Origin of the sequence: Vibrio atypicus, assembly GCF_009811315.1 — a bacterium.
Taxonomy (GTDB): domain Bacteria; phylum Pseudomonadota; class Gammaproteobacteria; order Enterobacterales; family Vibrionaceae; genus Vibrio; species Vibrio atypicus.
In genome coordinates, this window is record NZ_BLID01000004.1 from 340,943 (window position 1) to 359,411 (window position 18,469).

Annotated in this window: 12 protein-coding genes; 3 read left to right on the forward strand and 9 right to left on the reverse strand. The window is 44.9% G+C overall.

Annotation, left to right across the window (positions count from 1 at the left end):
- Positions 1 to 45: 45 nt before the first annotated feature.
- Both GVO60_RS11105 and GVO60_RS11110 read left to right on the forward strand, forming a co-directional pair.
- The gene (locus GVO60_RS11105) at positions 46 to 2,196 is read left to right on the forward strand and encodes a two-component system response regulator (RefSeq protein ID WP_159653916.1); all 2,151 of its coding nucleotides are present in this window, start codon (positions 46 to 48) and stop codon (positions 2,194 to 2,196) included.
- Positions 2,196 to 6,350: a response regulator gene (locus GVO60_RS11110; RefSeq protein ID WP_159653919.1), complete on the forward strand. Its 4,155-nt coding sequence runs from the start codon at positions 2,196 to 2,198 to the stop codon at positions 6,348 to 6,350. Before GVO60_RS11105 ends, GVO60_RS11110 begins: the two co-directional genes overlap by 1 nt.
- A gap of 75 nt (positions 6,351 to 6,425) precedes the next feature.
- On the opposite strand, the gene guaA is transcribed toward GVO60_RS11110, so the two are convergent.
- Positions 6,426 to 7,979: a glutamine-hydrolyzing GMP synthase gene (gene guaA, locus GVO60_RS11115; RefSeq protein ID WP_159653922.1), complete on the reverse strand. Its 1,554-nt coding sequence runs from the start codon at positions 7,977 to 7,979 to the stop codon at positions 6,426 to 6,428.
- Positions 7,980 to 8,094: 115 nt separating this feature from the next.
- Positions 8,095 to 9,558, reverse strand: a complete 1,464-nt coding sequence (guaB, locus tag GVO60_RS11120; RefSeq protein WP_006877936.1) for an IMP dehydrogenase — start codon at positions 9,556 to 9,558, stop codon at positions 8,095 to 8,097.
- A gap of 232 nt (positions 9,559 to 9,790) precedes the next feature.
- Between guaB and xseA the strand changes: the two genes are divergently transcribed.
- The gene (gene xseA / locus GVO60_RS11125; protein WP_159653924.1) at positions 9,791 to 11,122 is read left to right on the forward strand and encodes an exodeoxyribonuclease VII large subunit; all 1,332 of its coding nucleotides are present in this window, start codon (positions 9,791 to 9,793) and stop codon (positions 11,120 to 11,122) included.
- On the opposite strand, the gene GVO60_RS11130 is transcribed toward xseA, so the two are convergent.
- From GVO60_RS11130 to hisS, 7 genes are all read right to left on the reverse strand, one after another.
- On the reverse strand, positions 11,115 to 11,339 hold the full coding sequence (locus tag GVO60_RS11130; RefSeq protein ID WP_159653926.1) for a zinc ribbon domain-containing protein: 225 nt from the start codon (positions 11,337 to 11,339) through the stop codon (positions 11,115 to 11,117). The genes xseA and GVO60_RS11130 overlap by 8 nt on opposite strands.
- 44 nt (positions 11,340 to 11,383) lie before the next feature.
- Positions 11,384 to 12,424, reverse strand: a complete 1,041-nt coding sequence (locus tag GVO60_RS11135) for a sensor domain-containing diguanylate cyclase (protein ID WP_159654219.1) — start codon at positions 12,422 to 12,424, stop codon at positions 11,384 to 11,386.
- Between the two features lie 326 nt (positions 12,425 to 12,750).
- Complete coding sequence (locus tag GVO60_RS11140; protein WP_159653928.1) at positions 12,751 to 13,617, reverse strand: alanyl-tRNA editing protein; 867 nt, start codon at positions 13,615 to 13,617, stop codon at positions 12,751 to 12,753.
- A gap of 84 nt (positions 13,618 to 13,701) precedes the next feature.
- The gene (der, locus tag GVO60_RS11145) at positions 13,702 to 15,192 is read right to left on the reverse strand and encodes a ribosome biogenesis GTPase Der (protein WP_159653930.1); all 1,491 of its coding nucleotides are present in this window, start codon (positions 15,190 to 15,192) and stop codon (positions 13,702 to 13,704) included.
- Positions 15,193 to 15,360: 168 nt separating this feature from the next.
- The gene (gene bamB, locus GVO60_RS11150; protein WP_159653932.1) at positions 15,361 to 16,521 is read right to left on the reverse strand and encodes an outer membrane protein assembly factor BamB; all 1,161 of its coding nucleotides are present in this window, start codon (positions 16,519 to 16,521) and stop codon (positions 15,361 to 15,363) included.
- Between the two features lie 11 nt (positions 16,522 to 16,532).
- Entirely contained in the window at positions 16,533 to 17,147 is a 615-nt protein-coding gene (locus tag GVO60_RS11155; protein WP_159653934.1) for a YfgM family protein, read from the reverse strand.
- A 53-nt stretch (positions 17,148 to 17,200) separates the two neighbouring features.
- The gene (gene hisS, locus GVO60_RS11160; RefSeq protein ID WP_159653936.1) at positions 17,201 to 18,469 is read right to left on the reverse strand and encodes a histidine--tRNA ligase; all 1,269 of its coding nucleotides are present in this window, start codon (positions 18,467 to 18,469) and stop codon (positions 17,201 to 17,203) included.

An 18,469-nucleotide genomic window follows, 5' to 3' on the forward strand; every position in this document is an offset into this window, starting at 1 on the left:
TCTTGTCGAACCGTAACAGTCATTACCTATAAAGAATATAAGAATATGACCCCAGCTTTGTCTTCAAAGATTCAACCCGCATCCCGAATTTTGATTGTTGATGATAGGGAAGAGAACCTATTTGTTCTAGAAGAGCTACTAAGCGGCATGAATGTCGATGTTGTCAAAGCCCTTTCCGGCACTGAAGCCTTGCATATTCTTATCAAAGACTCCGATTTCTGCTTAATCCTAATGGATGTCCAGATGCCGGTGCTTGATGGGTTCAAAACCACTCAGTTGATACATAAACACCCCAAGACCCGCCACACGCCTGTAATTTTTATCACAGCAATCCATAAAGACCTCAATTATATACATAGGGGGTTTGACTCAGGTGCTGCCGATTACATCTGTAAGCCGATAGATGCAAAAATCCTGCTGGCCAAAATACAGGTCTTTGTTGACCTGGAACAAAATAAGCGCGCTCTAGAAAGACTGTTCCAAAAAACAAAGGCTCTGGAAGAAAGCAAAAATCTGCTGTTGAACTATTCGCAAGACGGCATCATTGCGGTAGATGATAACGGCCTTATCAATTTTTGTAATCCAGCGGCACAAGAGATTCTTAAGGTAGACTCAAACCAGCTCATCAATAAAAGCATCCTGATGCTGCTCGATCATCCAGCATTACGTGACAAGCTTGATTGGGAAAACAGTATTTTTCGTCGCGCGATTCTTCAAGGTGACACTATCCGTGAAAATGATGCCAAGATAGCCAATGAAAAAGGGCAATGTACTCCCTGCAGTTATTCCTTCGGGACTTTTCGCTCCGGTGATAAGGGCGGTGGCGTGTTAATGTTTCATGACATTTCTCAACGCAAGCAGAATGAAGAAAAACTCCTGTACATGGCAACTCATGATCCGTTAACCAAACTGCCAAACAGAATTCTGTTCAAAGAGGCTCTAAATAACGCGATTAACCGCTGCAAAAGAAACGGTCATCGACTGATAGTCATGTTTGTTGACCTAGACCATTTTAAGAAAGTTAACGATGAATTCGGCCATTCTGTTGGTGATGAATTATTAGTCAATCTCGCACAACGACTTCTATCCTATAGCAGAAAAGTCAGCCTATTTGCTCGGTTGGGAGGAGATGAATTCGGGGTGCTGTTTGAAGACGAAGACGGCAATTTCGATTCTACTGTCATGGCTGGAAAAATGCTCGAGGTATTATCTAAACCGATTGAGCTAAAGAATCACTCTATTCTTACTAGTGGCAGTATAGGGATAGTCGAGCATCCAGAGTATGGGGAAGATGCGGAATTTCTTATTAAGGCGGCCGATCTTTCCATGTACCAAGCTAAGAATATGGGTCGAAACTGTTTTGCCATGTTTGACCCCACATTTGAGGATTTGGCTGTTCAACATTCTCATCTGGAGCGAGATTTTAAAAATGCAGTATTGGAAAACAAGCTATGCTGCCATTTTCAACCCATCATAGATTCCCATAACGAAAAGTTAGTCGCTGTGGAAGTATTAGCCCGGTGGATTCACGACACTCGTGGTTTCGTATCTCCGGACAATTTTATTCCTATCGCTGAAACCTCTGGGCTCATTATTCCGTTGAGTACTCAAATCTACACCCAAGCATTTAAGGCTCTCCAAGCATGGATAGATCAGGGGATTTGGCCGCAAGGAGCACGTATAGCCCTAAATACTTCCTCGGTTCAATTTAGAAACAAGCTGGTGATTGATCAACTGATGGAGATAAAGGACAAATTCAGGCTGGAGATGGATCATTTTGAGATAGAAATTACTGAATCACTGCTGTTGAACGACCAAGAGGAAGTAATAGAGACTCTCCGCATGATGCAAACCATGGGACTGAGTATTTCTATCGATGATTTTGGTACTGGTTACAGTTCACTCAGTTACTTGCGACGTCTACCCATCAATACACTTAAGATCGATCGTAGCTTTATCAAAGATATAGGAAAGGACAAGGATGACGAGTGTATTATCACCGCCACCATTGATCTTGCTCACAACCTCAATCTAAAAGTGATCTCAGAAGGTGTAGAGACCGAGGAGCAAGCCGAATTTCTCCGTCACGCAAACTCGGACTATTTTCAGGGATATCTGTACTCGCGTCCTCTTCCCGAAAAGGAAATGGAAGACTGGCTGAAGGCTTATGCTGAGAATTCAAAGAGGCCTGATTAATGTTATTTATCGGCAAAGAAAGAAAACTCAAAACAGTACTGCTAAGTGGTTTTGGTCTGGTCATTATTCTGCTGGTACTTACTTGCGGATTGGCTTGGTATTTCTTAAGCGGTGCCAAAACCATTGCTACTGGTGTTGAAGAGGATGACGTGCCGAGTGCATTTCTCTACCTGGATATGGGTAAAAACGTCAGCATTATGCAGACCAATGTGCTCGAATACCTGTCAGGAGAGACGGAGGGTATTCAGGAAGACTTCCGTGAGGCCTATAAAAACTTCGGTATCGCTCTAGACAGGGTCACTCGGTTGGAAGTAGGCAGCATAGAAAGTCTGGAGCGCCTTTCTACCATTCGTGCACTGGTCGACGAATACTTCAGTGAGGTCAATCGATCTGTCTTCCAGAGTTACGACCCATTGGCAGAGATATGGGCTTTGAAAGCCGTCGATGACCTGGAAGATAATCAAGGCGCGGAGCTTGAAGTCCTGCTCGATCAATTGACAGAAAATGATTACCGGGAGGCATTGGAGTCCACTACGCTGGAACAGGCTATCGGTGATGATATTCCGGGCCTGCGCTACTACCTAGAACTGCTTGACCAGTCTGGTGATATGCTCTCCTCATTAGCTGAATATGTTGGTGGCGAAATCGACGAAAAAGATGCGTACGACGACTATGCGGATGAGTTTCTCATTTATTTTAATTTGCTAACCACACTGGAAATAGAAGAAGGCGATAAAGAGAATCTAGACAAAATTAGGAAGCTGTTTGATGACCTTGAAGATACGTCTGACGTAATTTTCAAACGTTATGATCCCCAGACCAAAAAAGATGCGATTGCCACTACCGATCAGTTGGAGCGGACGATTTATGCAGAGGTGGACCATTTGCTGACAACCGCAGCCAATGAGGAACAAACTGATGCCAAAACTGCGCTGGCTAAACTGGTGAACAGTATGGACAGTACAGTCGCAGTGCTGATCGGAGTGACCTTATTTTCACTTGTTTTGGGCTTTTTGATTGCCTTCGGTGTTAGTAATATGATTGGCTCCGCCCTAATACAGGTTCTCAGAATCACAGAATCACTGTCTCATAATGATATTACTGAGGCACGAAATTTACTCAAAGTAGATATCGATCCAACACTTAAAAAGCTGTCTGATCCTGATTCTAAAATAGCGGGTGGACTCAGTTATTTTTCTGAATTTGAAGAAGTACGCAACAGCCTGACGAAAGCGGTGGACGATCTTGAAAGAGCAAACATAAGCAACGCCCAGCAAGACTGGCTCAAATCTGGAATATCGGAGTTGAGTAAGAAACTCAGTGGCGAATTACCGCTTGCCCAGATGGCTAAAAACACTGTCGATTTCATTTGTGAATATCTAGGCGCCTCAGTTGGCTTTGTTTACCGCACTCACACTGCCGAAGGGACAGAAGCAAGTCAGGAGTTGCACCTGATGTCTCACTATGGCGCACTTGTAGAACACGGAGAAAATGGACGTGGAATGGTGTTCTACCCTGGCGAGGGATTGGTAGGCCAAGCGATGAGCCAGAAGAAAATAATTGAACGGAATCTAGAACTTAATGAGCGATTACCCATTGCCCAATCGGCGGCTTCGCATACTACCCCCGCCTACATAGTCGTTGCTCCCTTGCTTTATGAAGGCAATGTGGAAGGGGTGATAGAGATTGGACATAACCAGCCGATGACGCGAGGACAACTTGAGTTTATTGAACAAGTAATTCCCAGTATTGGTATTGCTATGAGAGTTTCTACCTCGCGTGACACTATGACCAACTTGTTACGCCAGAGTCAGTTGCAAGCTTCTCAGCTAGAACAGCAACAAGGAATGTTAGGCGAGTCAAATGAGCAGCTCAAGCAAAAAGCAGCCGAGCTAGAAGATAAGCAAGCCACGTTACGTAACCAAAATCTCAGTTTGCAAAAGGTACGTCAGGACCTTGAACGCCAGGCCAGGGAGCTGGAGCAGTCCAGCAAATACAAATCAGAATTCTTAGCCAATATGTCGCATGAGCTACGCAGTCCTCTTAACAGCCTATTGATTCTTGCCAACCTGCTAAAAGAGAACAAAGAGCAAAACCTGACTGATAAACAAATTGAGTACGCGACAGTAATCCACCGCTCCGGAAGCGATCTTCTTTCGATAATCAATGACGTCCTTGACCTGTCAAAAATTGAGGCGGGTAAGTTTGATGTCATCATCGAAAATATGAACTTGGACAGCTTCCTGACCAATCTTTACCAACGCTATATCGAAGTAGCCAACATGCAGGGCTTGGCCTTCACTACACGTAATGACAGCGGCCTGACAACGATTAAGACCGATCCGAAGCGATTCCAGCAAGTGATCATTAACCTACTGTCAAATGCCTTTAAATTTACCGAAAAAGGCGAAGTGCAACTGGTCATAGAACGCATTAACAAAGGCATAAAAGACTCTGATGGTAAGGAAGTCCACCAGGACATGCTGTGCGTCAAAGTTGCTGATAGCGGAATTGGCATAGATAGTGACAAGCTGAATGCGGTGTTCAATGCCTTTGCCCAAGGGGACGGAAATACCAACCGTAAATACGGAGGCACCGGGCTGGGATTGTCCATTTCTAGGCAGTTGATTGAATTGCTCGGTGGGTATATTACTGTGACCAGTAAGGTTGGCGTTGGTACAACCATGTACACCTACTTGCCGCTAGAACTCATCGGCCCCGAATTAGGCCACGACTCATCTTCAGATATCTTTACGGCGCAAAGGGATGTTCCCGCTGCCGCCAATACTAATGAAGCTTCCAATTCCTTAGGCTTGACTGAGCTGCAAAAAGCCCATATCCCAGCAGAATTTGCTCTGCTTGATGAGGAAGTATCTGCGGCCGCCTCTGAGTTTGAGAATTCTAGTGTAGACATTAGTGACACAGATCAGCTTGCGGAACGCCGTCTTTTGATTATCGAGAGTAATCCTGAGCTTCATGCTCAATTGAAAAAACAGGGGGAGCAAACCGGCTTCAATGTTGTTACCGCTTTCGATGGTGGTAAAGGCCTTCAGTTTGCTGAGGAACTGCTCCCAACTGCGATTATCATGTCGGAAGATGCTGAGTGTGTAGACGGGACTCTGGTCTTGGAGAAGCTCAAGGCAAATATTAAAACACGACATATTCCTGTATATGTACTGACCGAAGACTACAACAAGCTGCGCAACCCAGAACTGGTAAAAATGGGGGCTATCGGTTCTTCCTTCAAACCTATTGATGATGAAACCGCAAAACAGATAATGGAAGCATTTTCCTCACGCATCAAAAAGGCTGAGGCGCAAGTGTTGATCATTGCAGAAAAAACAGCGATGACGGCCTCTCTGTCGGAGTTCCTCACCGCGCCGGGATTAAAAATAGATACCTGCGAAAACACCGATTCGATGATAAAGATGGCTCAAGACACAACCTATGACTGCATAGTATTAAACATCAGCCAGGCAACCGATATTTCGTTTATTCAGCAGGTTATCGACGGGTTGAGTGACAGTTTAACGACACCTTTGATCATTCACAGTAATGAGCCTCTGACCAAACCACTACAGGCAATGGTTGACCAGGTGGCGGAGCAGCACCCAGTTTCGCCAGTTATGAGCCGCAGTGCCCTTCTTATTGAAACCAGCCTTTTCCTGCATCAGATCAGTAGGCAATTGCCAGAAGAACAGCTCCGTATTCTGTTTGATCAACTTAATTCCAATGATGTACTGAACAATAAAAATCTGCTGGTAGTTGACGACCAGATCAGCAATATTTTTGCCCTGACATCCGTTCTTGAGGAGCACGGTATCCACTGTACGATAGCTAATAACGGTAAAGAAGGGCTGTCACTTCTGGAAGGCGGAGACAAGGTCGATTTGGTGCTGATGGATATTATGATGCCGGAAATGGATGGCTATGAAACCATGCAGCATATTCGCAACATGAGCGGATTTGAGCATTTGCCTATTATTGCTCTGACGGCCAAGTCAATGCCAGAGGATCGTGAAAAATGTATCCGGGCCGGAGCCAATGATTACCTGACTAAACCCTTAGATCCAGATAAATTACTTAAACTGCTTAATATCTGGCTGGTCCATTCACCAAATGGAGTATATGGCGCAGATACAACAAAGCCTTGACGCTCTCCACAACGTGGAACCCATCAAGGCTTTTATTTATTTTACAATGAGTTAGATGTAGGAGTTAACCTAATCTTATTCCCACTCGATTGTCGCTGGTGGCTTACCAGAAATGTCGTAAACCACGCGAGAAATACCGTCTACTTCGTTGATAATACGGTTAGAAACCTTACCTAGGAAGTCGTATGGTAGGTGTGCCCAATGCGCTGTCATAAAGTCGATTGTTTCGACTGCACGTAGTGATACAACCCAATCGTACTTACGACCATCGCCCATAACACCAACAGAACGAACTGGTAGGAATACCGTGAACGCCTGCGATACTTTGTTGTAAAGGTCTGCTGCGTGAAGCTCTTCAATGAAGATAGCGTCTGCGCGGCGTAGTAAGTCACAGTACTCTTTCTTGATTTCGCCAAGAACGCGAACACCTAGACCAGGACCTGGGAATGGGTGGCGGTAAAGCATGTTGTAAGGTAGACCAAGCTCTAGGCCGATCTTACGTACTTCATCTTTAAATAGCTCACGTAGTGGCTCAACCAAGCCCATTTCCATATCGTCTGGCAGACCGCCAACGTTATGGTGAGATTTGATTACGTGCGCTTTACCTGTCTTAGATGCCGCTGATTCGATAACGTCTGGGTAGATTGTACCTTGAGCTAGCCATTTCGCATTTTCCAGCTTCTTAGACTCTTCATCGAATACATCAACGAATACGTGACCGATAGTCTTACGCTTCTCTTCTGGATCAGACTTGCCTTCAAGTGCTGCTAGGAAGCGCTCTTCTGCGTCAACTTTGATGATGTTTAGGCCGAACTTGTCGCCAAACATATCCATTACTTGCTGACCTTCGTTCAAGCGAAGCAGGCCGTTATCAACGAATACACACGTTAGCTTGTCGCCGATTGCGCGGTGAACCAGCATCGCAACAACAGATGAGTCAACACCACCAGATAGACCTAGAATTACTTCGTCGTCACCGACTTGCTCTTTAATACGAGCAACGGCGTCTTCGATGATTGACTCAGATGTCCAAAGACGCTCACAGCCACATACGCCAAGAACAAAGTTCTCTAACATTTGTAAGCCATTTTTAGTGTGCGTTACTTCTGGGTGGAACTGAACACCGTAGTATTTCTTCTCTTCGTTTGCCATCGCAGCGTAAGGACATGTGTCTGTCTCGCCCGCTTTAACGAAGCCTTCTGGAATCTCGACAACTTTGTCGCCGTGGCTCATCCAAACGTCTTGAGAAGCTTCAAGATCTTTGAAGATTGATGAATCGCCTGAAACTTGTACCGCAGCGTAACCAAACTCACGCTCATCAGAAGTTGAAACTTTACCACCTAGCTGCTCAGCCATAGTCTGCATGCCGTAACATACACCTAATAGAGGAACACCTGAGTCAAATACATATTGAGGCGCACGTGGAGAGTTTTCTTCCGTTACGCTTTCTGGGCCACCAGATAGGATAATACCGTCTGGATTGAATTCACGAATATCCGCTTCTTCAACATCCCAGCTCCAAAGTTCACAGTAAACGCCGATTTCACGTACGCGGCGTGCTACTAGTTGAGTGTACTGAGAACCGAAGTCCAAGATCAGAATACGTTGGTCATGAATATTTTTAGTCATTTTGAGCAGTCTTATAAGCTAAGTGATTAAAACGGAGGCGAGTGTACTCGCCTCTTCTTAATGCTTCAAGGAAAAAAGCAAACGTTTACGTCAGGTGTATAAATCTCTAGCGAAATTAACCTAGACGGTAGTTTGGTGCTTCCTTGGTGATTTGAACGTCGTGTACGTGAGACTCTTTCATGCCTGCACCTGAGATACGTACAAATTCAGCTTTAGTACGCATATCTTCAATAGTTGCAGAGCCTGTTAGACCCATGCTTGAACGTAGACCACCCATTTGTTGGTGAACGATCTCTTTTAGGCGACCTTTGTACGCGATACGACCTTCGATACCTTCTGGTACTAGCTTGTCTGCTGCGTTGTCAGACTGGAAGTAACGGTCAGAAGAACCTTGAGACATAGCGCCAAGTGAGCCCATACCACGGTAAGCTTTGTAAGAACGACCGTTGTATAGGATTACTTCACCAGGTGCTTCTTCAGTACCCGCGAACATAGAGCCAACCATGACACATGATGCGCCCGCTACGATAGCTTTACAGATATCACCTGAGAAACGGATGCCGCCATCCGCGATAACTGGAATACCGTGCTGGTTTGCGACTTCTGCTGCATCAGCAATAGCTGTAACTTGAGGAACACCCACACCAGTTACGATACGAGTTGTACAGATAGAACCAGGGCCGATACCCACTTTAACTGCACTTACGCCAGCGTCGATAAGTGCTTTAGCGCCAGCACCTGTCGCTACGTTACCACCGATGATGTCTAGATCTGGGTATGCTGCGCGAGTTTCGCGGATACGGTTTAGAACACCTTCAGAGTGACCGTGTGAAGAGTCGATAAGTAGAACGTCAACGCCCGCTTCAACAAGAGCAGCAACACGCTCTTCGTTACCAGCGCCAGCGCCAACTGCAGCACCTACGCGTAAACGACCTTGTGCATCTTTACATGCATTAGGCTTACGCTCTGCTTTGTGGAAATCTTTTGCGGTAATCATACCGGTTAGTTGGAACTCATCGTTCACTACCAGTACTTTCTCTACGCGCGCTTTGTGCATTTTCTCTTGAACTTCTTCACGAGTTGCACCTTCTTTCACTGCTGCTAGACGCTCTTTAGGTGTCATCACAACATCTACTTTCTTAGAAAGGTCAGTTACAAAGCGAACGTCACGGCCAGTGATAATACCAACAAGTTCGTTAGTATCCGTTACCACTGGGAAACCTGCAAAACCATGCTTTTCTGTTAGGGCAACAACATCAGCAATCGTTGCATCAGGGCTTACTGTAACAGGGTGAGAAACCACGCCCGCTTCGTAAATCTTCACCTGGTGAACCATCTGCGCTTGCTGCTCAATAGACATGTTCTTGTGGATAAAGCCAATGCCACCCTCTTGCGCTAGCGCAATCGCTAGACGAGCTTCAGTAACGGTGTCCATAGACGCCGAAATCATTGGGATGTTTAGGGTGATGTTCTTGGTCAACTGAGTGCGAAGATCAGCTGTGTTTGGGAGAACGGTGGAGTGTGCTGGCACAAGTAGTACGTCATCGAATGTCAGCGCTTCTTTGGCAATTCTTAGCATTTGCAATATCTCACAATTAGAGGAGTAAAAAGAACAATCCGGTCTCATCGTTTCGCATAATGAGGGCAGTAAGTTTTGCTAACTTAACTACATTTGGATTAGATATTGCGGACGGATTATACGGCCTACGTAATCGCTTGACCACAAATTTTTTAATTTTTTTCTTGCATTTACCCCCTTGATATGTATTATATTGCCGCTAATTTCCATATTCACGTCCGCGAGATTAGCTGTGTCATCTCTGACCAATCAAAACATCTTCACTGTTTCTCGTCTCAATGCTGAAGTACGTCTGTTACTAGAAAATGAAATGGGTATTGTTTGGTTAGTCGGTGAGATCTCAAACTTCTCTGCTCCTGTTTCCGGCCACTGGTATTTAACGCTTAAAGACTCTCGCGCCCAGGTCAAATGTGCCATGTTCCGTGGCAATAATCGCCGTGTTACCTTCAAGCCGCAAAACGGCAATCAAGTTCTCGTTAAAGCTCGTTTATCACTGTATGAACCGCGTGGTGACTACCAGTTAATCATCGAGAGTATGCAGCCAGAAGGCGACGGTAGGTTGCAGCAGAAGTTTGATGAGTTAAAAATGAAGTTGGCAGGCGAAGGCTTATTTGCTCAAACCAATAAGCAACCATTGCCTGAATATCCGAAACGAGTTGGCGTGATCACCTCGAAAACTGGCGCAGCACTTTTCGATATTCTCGATGTACTGAAACGACGTGACCCTTCTCTACCCGTCGTGGTTTACCCGACTATGGTGCAGGGTGAAGAGGCTGCTATGCAAATTGCTCAAGCGATTGGCTGTGCTAACAGCCGCAATGAGTGTGATGTATTGATCGTCGGACGCGGTGGTGGTTCTTTAGAAGACCTTTGGTGTTTCAATAATGAAATCCTAGCGCGAACGATTGCAGCGAGCCAAATACCTATTATTAGTGCCGTTGGCCATGAAGTGGATGTGACAATTGCCGACTTTGTCGCGGATATGCGTGCCCCAACACCATCAGCGGCTGCTGAACTGGTTAGTCGAGATAACAGCCACAAAGGCCAAGCACTAGTGACTCGCCAACAAAAACTCGCGAGCGCTCTACGCTACTATCTTAGCCAACAGCGTCAACGTACTACTGCACTACTCCACCGTCTTGAGAAACAGCACCCTAATCATCAGTTGCAGCGTCAAAGTCAACAACTTGATGATTTAGAAATGCGCCTTCAACGTTCAATGGAGCGCTACCTATCATTGCGCCAGCAAAAGGTTGAACGCCAGCAGCACAGACTTGAACTGAATTCGCCTGTAAAACGTTTGAGTATTCAGCAATCAAACTTGCAGCGCCTAGAGCAAAAACTGTTAGATGCGATGGATAGAAAACTACTCAATACACGTCATCAGCTTGCCTTAGCCGCAGAAAAACTAGATACAGTCAGTCCACTAGCTACATTGAAGCGTGGTTACTCCATTACCCAGAGCGATTCTGGCAAAGTGATCACCAAAGCATCTGAAATGAAAACGGGCGACACCTTGGTCACCCGCTTATCTGATGGCGAAATTCGCTCTACTGTTAATTAATTTTTTGAAACTCAAATCTAACTCGTGATTTAGATTTGAGTTCATTGCAGCTGTTACAAAAGTAGCTAGCAGCGCCACACGCTTGTAGCTTTTCAAGTTCCGCATCACAATCAGGGCAAAATCCAACTTTCTTATAGCCTTCATCACACTGAGAGCAATGATAATGGCCTTGCCATTCAAGCTCTTGTTGGCATTCTGGGCAATGATTTTCGTTCATAATAATCCTCACAATTTGCTCTATTGTGTCCAAACAGTCAGTGACTAACTATGATCAAAATCAGGAGTAGATCGCTTGGTTAGACCTCTATGCTCGCGTTTCACCTGATACATACTAACATCGGCTTCTCTGATCAACTGTTTTAAGCTGTCATGATCAATATCTATACCACAGGCAGCGCCAAGACTGATAGAAACTTGAAACTCTTCAAGTAAACAAAAAATCTGCAATTTCTGTTTTACTTGATGATAAAACTCGATGAATTCTGATTCGGTTTCAAAACAACTAAACACAACAAACTCGTCGCCACCGTATCGACCAATAGCAGAGCAGGAGTAAAATTGACGTTTTAGCCATTCGGCAACGTCTATCAAAACTTGATCACCAATCTCATGACCAAAACGATCGTTAATATATTTAAAGGCATCGATATCAGCAAAAAATGCCGCTACATAGCGCTTCTTACCACAATCCGTTCGGAAGCTATTCTCAACCTTTTGAATGAGAACACGACGGTTATAGCAAAGCGTTAACGGATCACGGCTCGCGTGAAAGTGTAGCCGCTCCTCTAACAAGTATTTTTCGATAGCAATGGAGTATAGCGATGCCAACATTTGCAAGATTTCCATCTCATCAGGCTGTGGCTCCGAAGGAACACTACTGTATATAGCAAAAGTTCCTAATACTTTATTATCACGAGAAAGGATCGGTACAGACCAACAAGCATGGAGATTAGCTTGTTGAGTTAGGGCTGTAAACGGTGCCCAATTTACGTGCTGGTTGATATTCCCGACAACAACTGGGACTTTGTGATAGGCGGCGGCACCACAAGATCCTATGGTACTTCCTACCCCTACCCCTTCAATCGCATCATTATAAAAATCAGGGAGATTCGGGGCATATTCAAGATGTAATGTTTGCATTTCAGAATCCAAGCGTAATATTGACGCTAGGCGCTGACCAAACAGGTGCTCTGAAAGCGTAACAATTTCGTGATTTAGCTTATCGCGCTCAAGTCCTAATGCTAACTTGCCTAATAAACCATTCACGGAACGATGCGCTTCTAATAGCCTCTCGTTATCCATATGGCGCTCTACTTTGACTTTACTCATTATTATAATTTGCTGAGAACTGGTGCCCAAAAAAGCAACTTGGCGACAGTTCAGCCGCCTTTAGGATAGCATATACAACCTTTGTATTACTTTTAGCTTACGCACACTTACAAAGATCATAGTATGATCGTGGGCGAATAACGATTTGATCAGCGATCTGCCTTCAAAAGAATATTTATATAACCACATACCGAAAGCATAAGTTACATATGCTGCATTTCAATTTAAAACAGCATACTAAACCAATAAAACACAAATAACGCAAGATATTAGAATTTAATAAAAAGATCGTATTTCTACTATTTCCCTTTTACATCGGTGTGCATTTCAATATTCTGAGCATCTATTTGAGCTAAAGTGACTAATATTTCATCAAATTCAGTCAAAGAAGAGGCATGCGTACCACCACAAGGGATTTCTGCGATACTTTTTTCGTTGAAATCACATTGCCAGTAACGTGAATCCGTTAAGCACTCACCATGGCACTCAACCTTAATCACAGAATCCAAATTCAACCACTGGTTTATTTGTCTATTTACTTGCTCTTCAATAGTTTTTAAATCTGTTAGAACATCAGCGCTATTCAAACCGCGTTTGCGCAGTGTTTTGCCTAAACGATAGGTATCAAGACATTTATCTTCACTTACAAAGCTTGTCTCTTGTGCGTAACTATTAAAGTCATAGTAGCCATGTGGATCTTTTCGGTCGGCATCTTTACGCCAATATGCACCTTCAACTAGCACTTTGTTCAATGCTAAGTAAGCGATATGACCAGCACTGTGACCTCGGCTCAGGCTATCTTGGTATTCCTTATCCACTTGAAGGGTTACAACTTGTCCTTCTTCAATGGCTAAATCCGCTTTTGCTAAAACATGTACCACAACAAAAGCCCAACCTGGTTCGTCTCGCTTCACTGGGATTGCTTTGCCAACATATAGAGTGTTAGATTCGAGCTCAACCGCCCCAACTAAGCAATCTTCAACTTCAACACCATTTAAAGTGCCTCTATCTGCTGGGTGATCGGGCCATATATGGCTTACTGGGTGAAATGGGGTTTTCTCAGTAACTACATAGATTTGATTATCGGATTCTTGAACAAGAAGAGCTGTAGACTCAAGTTGCCACGTCTGATGACAAAACTGAGTGATTGTTGGAGTAATAGACATTTTCTAACCTATAAATACAAAAAAGCGCCAATAGAATTCTACGGCGCTTTATTTCAATTCAGAACTTATCTCAAATAGATAAGCTTATTTTTTGCGATCTTTCATCATGCTCATCAAGCGCTTACGTTTACGCTCTTGAGACAGAGTCATCTTATTCGACTTACCTTCAAACGGGTTATCGCTGCTCTGGAAGCGAATACGAATTGGCGTACCCATGATTTCCAAAGACTTACGGTAGTAGTTCATCAAGTAACGTTTGTATGAATCTGGAAGTTCATTAACCTGGTTACCGTGTACTACAACGATTGGTGGGTTGTAACCACCTGCGTGAGCGTATTTCAGCTTCACACGGCGACCACGAACCATAGGTGGTTGGTGATCATCCGTTGCCATTTTCATGATGCGAGTCAGAACTGAAGTACCAACACGAGTCGTTGCAGACTTATAGGCTTCTTGAACCGATTCAAATAAGTGACCAACGCCTGTACCGTGCAGTGCTGAGATAAAGTGAATACGTGCAAAGTCAACGAAACCTAAACGGCGATCGAGTTCTTTCTTTACGTGTTCTTTAACATCAGTATCTAGACCATCCCACTTATTCACGGCAATCACAATTGAACGACCCGCGTTCAAAGCAAAGCCAAGTAAGCTAAGATCTTGATCAGAGATGTTTTCGCGTGCATCAATAACAAGAAGAACAACGTTCGCATCTTCTACCGCTTTTAGTGTTTTAACTACCGAGAATTTCTCTACGGTTTCGTTAATACGACGACGACGACGAACACCAGCTGTATCGATCAATACGTACTCACGACCATCACGCTCCATAGGAATGTAGATAGAGTCACGAGTTGTACCCGGCATATCGTAAACAACTACACGCTCTTCGCCGAGAATACGGTTAGTTAGCGTTGATTTACCTACGTTCGGGCGACCGATAATCGCCAGCTTGATCGGTTGATCTTGAAGACGCTGGAATTCTGCTTCCGCTTCTTCTTCAGTGAAATCAAGTTTCTCTTCTTCTTCATCATCGATGAAATCAGTTAAGTCTTCGATTTCGCCTTTAGATTCTTCAAGCAATTTCTCAGCAAATGGGTTAAGTGCAAGATCAATCAGAGCAGTTACACCACGACCGTGAGCCGCAGCAATCTGGTACATGTTTTCAACACCAAGCTGCCAAAATTCAGCGCTTGCTGCATCTGCGTCAATACCATCAACCTTGTTCACAACAAGCATCGAAGGCTTTTCAATTTTGCGTAGGTGCTGAGCAATGGCTTCATCTGAAGCAGTTAAACCAGCACGGCCGTCTACCATAAATAGCACAACATCAGCTTCATCAATCGCTGCAAGCGACTGCTCTGCCATTTTGGTTTCTACGCCTTCTTCAGTGCCATCAATACCGCCGGTATCAATCACAATAAATTCGTGTTCACCAAGCTTAGCTTGGCCATACTTACGGTCACGAGTTAAGCCAGGGAAGTCCGCAACCAAAGCGTCACGCGTGCGAGTCAGTCGGTTAAATAACGTTGATTTACCAACGTTTGGACGCCCTACCAGAGCAACAACAGGAACCATAACAACCTCTACAATATACTTTTCTTTATGTAGTTATAGGTAACAACTCGCCATATTTCACTCTATTGGCGACTTACCTATAACCACACATAACTTCTTGTTTTCAAAACAAACAAACGGCTCCCAACTGTTACCAGCTAGGAGCCGAATGTGAATTATATCACACGATTACTCGTTGATCGTCAGTTTCTTTACATTGCCATCGCGCGTCGTTAAGACGTAACCACCAGGAACAACCATAGGTGGTACAGCAAAACCGCTACTATCGACTTCTTGCTTTGAAACAAACTCACCGCTATTGCGATCAACCCAGTAGAGATAACCTTCGCTATCGCCAACAACAACATAGCCATTGATGACTGTTGGTGCCGTTAGAAGTCTGTGCTCTAAGCGTTCGTTCTTCCATAGCTCAGTACCACTGCGCGCATCAAAAGCAGCTAAGTGATCTTTATCGGTAACAACGAACAAACGACTACCATCACTAGCGATATCTGTTGCCGATGAGTAATTACGTTTCCACGCAGGCTTGCCTGTACGCAGGTCAATCGCTGTCAACTGGCCGTTATAGCCAATAATGTAAAGCGTACTGCCTAAAACAAGTGGCGTTGCATCAACATCAACCAGACGATCAATTTCCGTTGCACCTTGAGGAAGACCAATTGGTTGTTGCCAGATCAATTGACCACGCTCAGCGATAGCAGCAGCAAGGCGACCATTTGCCGTTCCCCAGAACACACCGCCTGAAACTGTCACTGGTGCACTGTTGCCACGCAATGTTAAGTTTGGCACTTCCGTACTGATCGCCCACTTTTCTGAGCCATCTTCTTGGCTAAGCGCTAAGACAGTACCTTTATTGGTATGAACAATAACAAGGTTGCTATCCGTTGCCGGAGCCGCAAGAACTTCGCCGTCAACTTCTACACGCCAGTTTAGCTCACCCGTCTCTTCATCAAGAGCAATCACTTCGCCGTTTTCGCTACCGATAAACAACTGGCTATAACCTGCAGTAATACCGCCTGATAAACGTGGAGAAACATCAGCTTCTACGGTTTGTTCCCACAATGTTTTACCATTTTCAGGATCCAGCGCTTTCACTTTACCGTCACGACTTGCGACAAAAACTTTGCCATAAGCGTACTCTGGTGACAGTTTTGAGTAGTAGAAATCAACGCCATTGCCGATAGAGTTACTCCACACACTTTGGGGAGTAAATTCACTGCTCACCTGTGGTACAGGTGCCATGACAATTGTATCTTCTTCACTAGCACAGCCCGCAAGCACACCAGTAAAGATGGCAACTGCGAGTGCTTTCTTTAGCATTTCCTTCATGCATGTCGCCCTTACTTGGCTAGATCATCCAACTTCATTTGCAGAGTCTGACTCGCATCACCTGCTTGTTGAGCTTCTGTGTAAGCGGCATACGCTGCTTGAGTATCGCCTTTACGTAGTAGAATATCGCCACGCTGTTCAGCAACACGACCAGCCCAGCTTTCATCTGTGATAGCGTTAAGCTCAGCGATTGCGGCGTCAAACTCACCTTGCTCAGCTTTTAAACGAGCCAAACGGTAGTTGATCACAGCAGAAACAGCTTCATCTTTAGTTGCCGTTTTCGCCCATTCTAGTTGCGCTAAAGCTTCGTCAATGTTGCCTGCTTCTACTTGAACTTTTGCAAGTTGAAGTGCTGCAAGAACGGCATATTGAGTCTCTTTGTTTGCGTCAATAAAACCTTGGATCGTACCTTCAGCGGCAGCGCCTTGTGTCGCTAGCTGTTGAACGGCTTTTGTATAGCTCTCTGACGCTGCTTCTTGAGCCGCTGTCACTGAATCTTGGTAATAGCGCCAACCAAATAGGCCGCCTAAACCGATAACTGCGCCAAAAATGACCGCTTTACCGTTTTCTTTCCACCAATCTTTGATTGCTTCTACTTGTTGTTCTTCAGAATCGTAGAGTTCCACTTCCTGTCCTCTTATAAAAAGTGGCGAATGCCTCGCCACTCTAAAATATGTTGTTAAACCAGTTCAGCTAGCTTAGCAATAACGTCTGCTTGGCTGTAAGTCTCTTGCGTACCACCGATAAGGTCTTTCAGTACAACTGTATTGTCTGCAACTTCGTTCTCACCAAGAACCAATGCTACTGCTGCACCCACTTTATCTGCACGCTTAAACTGCTTCTTAAAGTTACCGCCACCGAAGTGGTTCATTACGCGTAGACCAGGCACTTTCTCACGTAGCTGTTCTGCCAGCTTCATACCCGCGATAGTCGTACCTTCACCTGCTGTTACCATGTACACGTCAACACTGCGACGTACTTCGTTCAGCTCGAGTGTTTCTAGCATCAGCACAAGACGCTCTAGACCCATAGCGAAGCCTACAGCTGGTGTCGCTTTACCGCCTAGCTGTTCAACTAGACCATCGTAGCGGCCACCACCACACACTGTGCCTTGAGAACCTAAGCTCTCAGTGATCCACTCAAATACCGTGCGGTTGTAGTAATCTAAACCACGAACCAAACGTTCATTTACTGTGTATTCGATACCTGCAGCGTCAAGAAGTTCACACAAACCAGCAAAATGTTCTTTCGACTCTTCGCCTAAGTAATCAGATAGACGTGGCGCGTCACCCAGAATCGCTTGTACATCCGGATTCTTAGTATCCAGTACACGTAATGGGTTAGTGTGCATACGACGCTTACAGTCATCATCTAAAACATCGATGTGCTGTTCTAAGAATGCAATCAATGCCGTACGGTAGTTCGCGCGATCTTCTAGAGAACCAATAGAGTTCAATTCAAGGCGAACATGCTTGTCGATACCCAACTCACGCCATAGACGTGCGGTCATCATGATAAGCTCTGCATCTACATCTGGACCATTTAGACCAAACACTTCCACGCCACATTGGTGGAACTGACGGTAACGGCCTTTTTGTGGACGCTCGTGACGGAACATTGGACCCATGTACCATAGGCGCTGTTCTTGGTTGTACAACAAGCCGTTTTCGATACCAGAACGTACACAACCCGCAGTCCCTTCAGGACGTAGCGTTAGGCTGTCACCGTTGCGGTCTTCAAACGTGTACATTTCTTTTTCAACAACGTCTGTTACTTCACCAATTGCACGGCTAAATAGATGCGTCATCTCAACGATTGGCATGCGCACTTCGTTATAACCGTATGCGCTGACTACGTTTTTCACTGTGCTTTCTAGCTTCTGCCACAGTGGTGATTGAGTTGGGAGACAATCGTTCATGCCTCGAATTGCTTGAATAGTTTTTGCCAC